At 59.9% G+C, this 7,717-nt stretch carries 8 protein-coding genes; 6 read left to right on the top strand and 2 right to left on the bottom strand.

Features of this window, described 5'->3' with window-relative positions:
- The first annotated feature begins 361 nt into the window (after positions 1-361).
- The 6 genes from B3873_RS05010 (at position 362) to B3873_RS04985 (ending at position 4,783) form a co-directional block, all read left to right on the top strand.
- Positions 362-1,264, top strand: a complete 903-nt coding sequence (locus tag B3873_RS05010; protein ID WP_205703758.1) for a LysR substrate-binding domain-containing protein — start codon at positions 362-364, stop codon at positions 1,262-1,264.
- Between the two features lie 88 nt (positions 1,265-1,352).
- The gene (gene lgt / locus B3873_RS05005; protein WP_121044207.1) at positions 1,353-2,189 is read left to right on the top strand and encodes a prolipoprotein diacylglyceryl transferase; all 837 of its coding nucleotides are present in this window, start codon (positions 1,353-1,355) and stop codon (positions 2,187-2,189) included.
- A 278-nt stretch (positions 2,190-2,467) separates the two neighbouring features.
- Positions 2,468-3,037, top strand: a complete 570-nt coding sequence (locus tag B3873_RS05000) for a PAAR domain-containing protein (protein ID WP_286864380.1) — start codon at positions 2,468-2,470, stop codon at positions 3,035-3,037.
- A complete protein-coding gene (locus B3873_RS04995) occupies positions 3,034-3,813 on the top strand; it encodes a peptidoglycan recognition protein family protein (RefSeq protein ID WP_286864379.1) in 780 nt (259 codons plus the stop codon). The genes B3873_RS05000 and B3873_RS04995 overlap by 4 nt, the downstream gene beginning before the upstream one ends.
- Positions 3,810-4,112, top strand: coding sequence for a hypothetical protein (locus B3873_RS04990; protein WP_286864378.1), 303 nt, complete (start codon positions 3,810-3,812; stop codon positions 4,110-4,112). The genes B3873_RS04995 and B3873_RS04990 overlap by 4 nt, the downstream gene beginning before the upstream one ends.
- Before the next feature lie 101 nt (positions 4,113-4,213).
- Complete coding sequence (locus B3873_RS04985) at positions 4,214-4,783, top strand: YdcF family protein (RefSeq protein ID WP_286864377.1); 570 nt, start codon at positions 4,214-4,216, stop codon at positions 4,781-4,783.
- Positions 4,784-4,880: 97 nt separating this feature from the next.
- Here B3873_RS04985 and B3873_RS04980 read toward each other — a convergent pair whose 3' ends face one another.
- Complete coding sequence (locus B3873_RS04980; protein WP_034336019.1) at positions 4,881-5,510, bottom strand: bifunctional 4-hydroxy-2-oxoglutarate aldolase/2-dehydro-3-deoxy-phosphogluconate aldolase; 630 nt, start codon at positions 5,508-5,510, stop codon at positions 4,881-4,883.
- A complete protein-coding gene (gene edd, locus B3873_RS04975; protein WP_134137175.1) occupies positions 5,507-7,378 on the bottom strand; it encodes a phosphogluconate dehydratase in 1,872 nt (623 codons plus the stop codon). Before edd ends, B3873_RS04980 begins: the two co-directional genes overlap by 4 nt.
- Positions 7,379-7,717 lie beyond the last annotated feature (339 nt).

Below are 7,717 nucleotides of genomic sequence, written 5' to 3'. Positions count from 1 at the left end.
CGACGATCTTGGCGTCCACCGAGTGGCAGGCCATGCAATTCTTGGACTTGGCCAGTTGCGCATTGGCCATGGCTTCGGCGGAAATGGCCGAACCGGCCACCAGGGTGGCGATCAACAACAGGTATTTCATGGGGGCTCCTCAGCAAGCGGTGGACGACGGTCACGCCTGCAGCGGCATTCTCCAGGCGCTTCGCAGGCGGGGCTATTCTAACCGGCTTCGCCACGCACCCTCTATCTGCCCTCGCGTATATCTGTCATAGATCAAATTCCATGACGGAAATATCACGCCATCCTCGCCTTGTCGCGTTGCAAGGCCGGGGATATCATGGACGCCCGACTCATTCGGATCCGATATCAGTCCATGTCCGACCATCCCCGCCTGGAATTGCGCCAGCTGCGCTACTTTGCCGCCGTCGCCGAGGAAAAGCATTTCGGCCGCGCCGCCGCGCGCCTGCACATGACCCAGCCGCCGCTGTCGCAGACCATCGCCGCGCTGGAAGAGCAACTGGGTACGCCCCTGTTCCAGCGCACCAAGCGCAGCGTGGCGCTCACGCCGGCCGGCGAGGCATTGCTGCCGGAGGTGCAGCGCATCCTGCAACAGGCCGCCGCCCTGCCCGACCTGGCCCGGCGCGCGGCCAGCGGGGCATCCGGACTTTTATCGCTTTCCTTCATATCGAGTGCGGACTACAGCATCCTGCCCCCGCTCCTGCAGCGCTTCCGGGCGCGTTATCCGCAAGTCCAGATCGAATTGCGCGAAGCCACCACCGATATCCAGCTGGAAGACCTGATGCAGGGCAAGATCGACGCTGGCCTGCTGCTGCCGCCGCTGCCGGAAAAAGCTGCGGCCGTGCTGGATGTGCGCCCGGTGCTGTCGGAACCGCTGATTGCGGCGCTGCCCGAAGGCGCGGTCAAGAGACGCGGACCGGTGTCGCTCAAGAGCCTGCGCGAGCTGCCGCTGATCATTTTCCCGCGCCGCATTGCACCGGCCTTCCATGACACCATCCTGTCCTGCTTTCGCGATGCGGGCGTGACGCCCCACATCGGCCAGGAGGCGATCCAGATGCAGACCATCGTCGGCCTGGTCTCGGCTGGCATGGGAATGGCGCTTGTGCCACAATCCGTCTCGAATTTGAAACGCCCGGGCGTGGATTACCGCCGGCTATCGGATGCGGCACCGGAAATCCAGACCGGCCTGGCCTGGCGGCGCGACAACCCGTCCGGCGTGCTGCGTGCCCTGCTGGATCTCCTGGAGATGCCCGCCTGATCCCATCGCACGGGAATCGCTGCTGCGAACTTGCGCAAGCCGGCGCGCTCCAACCGCCGTTCCGCCCAACAACAGAAAGATCAAACTCATGCTCGTCCACCCCATGCCCGACCCGATCGCCATCCACATCGGGCCGCTGGCCGTCCACTGGTATGGCCTGATGTACCTGCTGGCCTTTGCTCAATTCATCGCGCTGGGCCGCCTGCGCATCAAGCAGCCGCACATTGCCGCCGTCGGCTGGAAGAAGGAGGACCTCGACGACATGCTCTTCTATGGCGTGCTCGGGGTGGTGCTGGGCGGGCGGCTGGGCGAGATCCTGTTCTACAACCCGGCGTATTACTTTGCGCATCCGGCCGACATGATCGCGGTCTGGAAGGGCGGCATGTCCTTCCACGGTGGCTTCCTGGGCGTGATGCTGGCGATGTACCTGTGGGGCCGCAAGCGCGGCCGCAACCTGATGGACATCATGGACTTCATCGCACCGATGGTGCCGCTGGGCTACGCGGCCGGCCGCCTGGGCAACTTCATCAATGCAGAACTGCCGGGCCGTCCGGCCGATCCTTCGCTGCCCTGGGCCATGATCTGGCCCAACGTCGACAACATCCCGCGCCATCCTTCGCCGATCTACCAGATGCTGGTCGATGGCATCCTGCTGTTCATCATCCTGTGGATCTTCGCGCGCCACTCGCGTCCGCGCATGGCGGTGGCGGGCATGTTCTCGCTGCTGTATGGCTGCGCGCGCTTCTTCACCGAGTACTTCCGCGTGCCGGATTATGAGGTGCATTTCGGTGGCATCACCATCTCGGCCGGGCAGATGCTGTCGGTGCCGATGATCGTGCTGGGGATCATCTTGCTGGTGCTGGCTTACCGGCTCAGGCAGCAGGCGCAGGCGCCGGTGGAGCCGGCAGTCGTGGCCAAGAACTAGACAATCAAAAACAGGCAAAAGAAAAAAAACAAAAAGGGCGGGCAGCGATATCTATCGCTCCCGCCCTTTTTTCTTACAGTGGCATTCGAGGAGCAAACCGATATTCTTCGAGAAAGTCGTCTTCATTCCTTGGGTTGAAGGTCTCTTCTGGTTAGCGAACCTTACACTCGCACCTCTCTGTTCACGTGCTGAAACCGCATGTGGTCCTTAAGAGCTGTATTCGCAGATAACCAGAAGGAACAACATGAAATACGAGGCATTTGCAGGAGGGCTGCAAGATGGCTAAGCGGCCCATCATTCGTTACGGCGACCGAACTACACATGGCGGAACAGTCATCACCGCTGATCACACATTCGCTGCTTATGGGAAGTCCGTAGCACGGGTTGGTGACTTGGTGTCATGCCCAAGCTGCAAAGGAACATTTCCCATCGTCACAGGAGCTCCATATATGTGGAGCAGCCAGAACGTCGCCAGACAGGATGACATCACCTCATGCGGCGCAAAACTGATTGCTAGCCAAAGCACCGCTACCATTGACGACGATTCTGCGGTTTGCGCGTCATTTGCAGAAGTCTCGGCGCTTCTCCCGCCACAAGCCTCCGCATTCACTGATGACGACCAGCCTTGTGCAATCAGATTTCAGGCACTTGATCCGGAAACTGGAGAACCAGCCCCAAAATGTATCTACATACTGACGCGGGAAAATAGCACACAGCACGGCGGTATCACGGACCGGAAAGGCTACACCGAAATCATTGAGACCAAGCGACCCGAGCATATCGGTGTCCACTTCATGTTCAAGTCGCCCAAGGGGAGCAATATCGAACGGGAGGATTTGGCAGTATGAGCAATACAAATCACCACGACCTCAAAAAGGGCCCCTTCGACACCTGGGCTACTACGGAAGCCAGGCAAGGAGCGGAGATCAAAACGGTACACGTGAGAGTCAATTCCAAAGCGGCTACCAGACAGGCTATCATCGCCGATATAAGACGCAAAAAATTCGACTTCAGAACGCGTTCCGATTGGAAAGCAAAAGAACTGGCAAAGAATTCCAAGGCGGACTGGGACTATAAGGCGATTGCAATACACCATGCTGGAAACAGCTATAGCTGTGCTGCAGATGGGTTGACAGAATTGCGCAGAGCCGAAGCAACTGACATCAAGTCATTTGGGAATCTCAGTTACCACTATGCAATCGACTGCCATGGCGTGATTTATGAAGCGCTTGATATTCGCTTTCTAGGTGCGCACATTGAGGGCGGCAACTCCGGAGTGATTGGAATCGTTTTCTTGAGTGACCTAAGTGTCCGTGGAGAAGCTGCAAAATATGGACCAGGAGTATGGAACGTGATGAAGAAACGTGGCTTCAGAGCCGGTATCACCGAATGGATAGGAGAGCAAAAGGATAAATTGGACGTCACCCACGACGACCCTACTGAAAACCAGCTTGAGGCTGCGACCGCATTGATCGCAACACTACTGCAGTTTTTTGAGATCAAGATAATTGGCGGCCACCGTGAGTTTGCAAAAACTCATGGCACCAACCGACCATGTCCGGGCGTCTATGGAATGATTGTCGTGGAAATGATGCGTCGAGATTTCAATTTGATGCCGCCATGAGAAGCCTATCGTTCAAGAGCAAGCTCGCAGTGGTGGCTGCATTTTTCGTCTGGCCATTTATCGGTATAGAACGGATCGTAGGCGACCACGAAATGGGAATCGCTTGGGAACCCTTCTTTAAGCACCGCCCCTCCTTGCAGTTCCGTTTCTCAAATCCCGCACAAAAAGGGCTTGATATCATCCCGGTTGATGAACTTTCAATTTCAGAGCGGGCAGAGTTCAAACAATATTGTGAACAGCGCTTTGGCGAAGCTGAGCCATCCGATTGCTACGCACGGCTTGCTGACCGAGCCATCTGAATCTTAAAGCAGAGTCTCATCTTGATACCCGTGCGACATGATCTGTCTCAAGCAATGGATTAGCTTAACTCCGCTCAACGCAGACATATCCCAACTTATCAATGAAACGACTCATCCTCATCACGACAAGCGTCCTCTTGATCGTCATGACGTGCCTGCTGGGCATCGTACTGACCGGCCTGCTCGATGACATCCAGAAGAGCGATGCGGGCATCGTACTCGGCTCCAAGGTCATGCCGGACGGCACGCCTTCTGACCGCCTTCGCGCAAGACTGGACAAGACCGCCGAACTGTATCGGCAAGGCATGTTCCGGCACATCATCGTCAGCGGAGGCACAGGCAAGGAAGGCTTCAGCGAGGCGCAAGTCATGGCCGCCTACCTGAGCGAAATACAATCCGTTCCCCGCTCGGCCATCCTCCTGGATGAGCAGGGCAACACGACCATGGCAACGGCGGTCAACAGCGCGGCGATCATGCAGGCCCATGGTTTCCGGAGCGCCCTGGTCGTCACTCAGTTCTTCCACATTCCGCGCAGCCGTTACGCGCTGCACCGTGTCGGTATCGACACCGTTCATTCAGCACATGCGAACTACTTTGAAGCCCGTGATTTCTATTCCCTCGCACGCGAAATGATCGCACTACCAGCCTACTGGCTGGGCAGCAGACAATGACCAAAACAAAAAGCCCCGGCTGCAAACCGGGGCTTTTTTGATTCGATCAGACGGCCGGAAAAAACCGCCACCGTCCTCTCTCAAAGCTGTGGAAAACTCAAGCCTTCTTCAACGCAGCCGCCGCCTTGGCGATCTCGGTGATCTTGTCCCAGTCACCGGCTTCGATGGCCGCCTTCGGGGTCAGCCAGGAGCCGCCTACGCACACGACGTTCTTGCATGCCAGGAACTGCGGTGCCGTCTCTTGCGTGATACCGCCCGTGGGGCAGAACGACACATCGGACAAGGGACCGGCGATGCCGTTGAGCATGCCCACGCCACCCGCCGGCACAGCCGGGAACAGCTTCAGCTGACGGAAGCCCGCTTCGCGCGCAGCCATCACTTCGGAAGGCGTCATCACGCCCGGCAGCAGCGGCAGGCCGCTGCGCTTGGCCGCTTCGATCAGCGCCGGGGTCAGGCCCGGCGAAACGCCAAAGACCGCACCGGCATCACGCGAAGCGGTGAACTCTTCAGGCGAGGTCAGCGTACCCACGCCCACGATGGCGTCCGGCACCGACTCGGCAATGGCGCGAATGGCCGGCAGGCCGTGTTCGGTGCGCAGGGTGATTTCCAGCACGCGGATGCCGCCCGCGACCAGGGCGCGTGCCAGCGGCACGGCGTGTTCGAACTTGTCGATGGCGATCACCGGGATGACCGGCGAGGCGCGCATGATTTCCAGTGTGGTCTTCATACCGTGACTTTCTCTTTCTCAAAAATCGGCGGCAGGCCAAAGGTGGCGCCACCCTCTTCTGCGGTTCCCACCGCGTTGCGGAACAGGCTGAACAATTCGCGGCCCATGCCGTGCTGATTGCCCGACAGGTCGCTGCTGTCCAGGCCACGTGCTTCCCACTCGGCTGCCTCCACCTTGGCTTGCAGCGTACCCGCATCGGCGTCCAGGCGGATGATGTCACCGGTGCGAACGCGTCCCAGCGGACCACCGCCCAGGACTTCCGGCGTAACGTGGATCGCGGCCGGTACTTTACCCGATGCGCCCGACATGCGGCCATCGGTCACCAGCGCCACGTGACGGCCCTTGTCCTGCAGGATGCCCAGCGCCGGGGTCAGCGAGTGCAGCTCCGGCATGCCATTGGCACGCGGACCCTGGAAAGTGATGACGGCCACGAAGTCGCGGTCCAGCTCGCCGGCCTTGAAGGCGGCCATGAAGGCTTCCTGCGAATGGAATACCACGGCAGGTGCTTCCACCACACGATGCTCGGGCTTGACGGCAGAGATCTTGATGACCGCGCGGCCGAGGTTGCCCTGCAGCAGCTTCAGGCCACCATCGGCTGCAAACGGCTTGGCCACCGTGCCCAGCACGCCTTCGTCGCCGCTCGTGGCGGGAGCGTCGTGCCAGGTGACGATGCCGGGACGGCCGTTCTCGCCTTCAGCTGCCAGCATCGGCTCCTTGCAGTGCTGGCGCAGGCCTTGGCCGAGGATGGTGGTCACGTCGTCATGCATCAGGCCGGCATCGATGAGCTCGCGCAGCACGAAGCCGGTGCCGCCTGCCGCATGGAAGTGGTTCACGTCGGCCGTACCGTTGGGGTAGATCTTGGTGATCAGCGGCACCACGGCCGAGAGCTTGTCGAAATCGTCCCAGTCGATCACGATACCGGCCGCCTTGGCGATGGCCACCAGGTGCAGGGTGTGATTGGTGGAGCCACCGGTAGCGTGCAGCGCGACGATGGCATTGACGATGGACTTCTCGTCGATCATGCGGCCCACTGGCGTGTATTGCGAACCGAGGTCGGTGATCTTGGCAGCCTGCTTGGCGGCCGCAGCGGTCAGCGCATCGCGCAGCGGCGTATTGGGGGTAATGAAGGCCGCGCCCGGCAGGTGCAGGCCCATGGCTTCCATCAGCATCTGGTTGCTGTTGGCGGTGCCGTAGAAGGTGCAGGTACCGGCACCGTGATAGGACTTCGATTCCGCTTCCAGCAGCTCGGCGCGGCCGATCTTGCCAGCCGTGTAGAGCTGGCGGATCTTGACCTTGTCGCTGTTGCTCATGCCGCTGGTCATCGGACCGGCGGGCACGAACACGGCCGGCAGGTGGCCGAAATGCAGCGCGCCGATCAACAGGCCCGGGACGATCTTGTCGCACACGCCCAGGTACAGCGCCGCATCGAACATGTTGTGCGACAACGCGATGGCAGTGGCCATGGCGATGGCGTCGCGCGAAAACAGCGACATCTCCATGCCGCTCTGGCCTTGGGTCACGCCATCGCACATGGCCGGGGTGCCGCCGGCGAATTGCGCCACGGCACCGGCTTCACGCGCGGCTTCTTTCAAAATCTGGGGGAAACGCTCGAAGGGCTGGTGCGCCGACAGCATGTCGTTGTAGGCCGAAACGATGGCCAGCGACGGTGCCTTGTCTTCCTTCAACTTCAGCTTGTCATTGGCAGGGAAGGCGGCGAAGCCGTGCGCCAGGTTCGTGCAGGCCAGCGCGCCACGCTGCGCGCCCTTGCGGCGGGCAGCTTCCAGGCGTTCGAGATAAGCGGTCCGGTAAGGACGGCTACGTTCGGCGATGCGTTGGGTGACGCTGGCTAAGGTAGCGTTGAGAGACATTGTCGGTTTCCTGTTAGCGTTAACACTGTAATTTTACTACACAATTTTGACCGAATGAAATCATACACTTAGAGCACTGCAGCAGGCCAGTCCTGCATGTCTTTTCATTGGTCAACATCATTCCGCTTCAAAACCCTTATCACTTCCGGCTTTGGGGCGCAGCGCGCCGATGCCGCACGGCAATGTAACGGGCCGGTCATAAACTGTAGTGAAACTACCACTTTGGCGACATTTGATGTATAGTCGACCGCGTTGCCCCGAGAACATGACCACGGCCGGCCGCGCTGCCAACCAGGTCAAGACAGCCAACCGACACCCAACTCATGCATACCACCGCCC

This window comes from Herbaspirillum sp. UBA812 (genome assembly GCF_002296545.1).
Lineage (GTDB): Bacteria > Pseudomonadota > Gammaproteobacteria > Burkholderiales > Burkholderiaceae_D > Herbaspirillum > Herbaspirillum huttiense.
The sequence above is the reverse complement of the archived record's forward strand: the minus strand, read 5'-3'. Positions and strand labels throughout refer to the sequence as shown.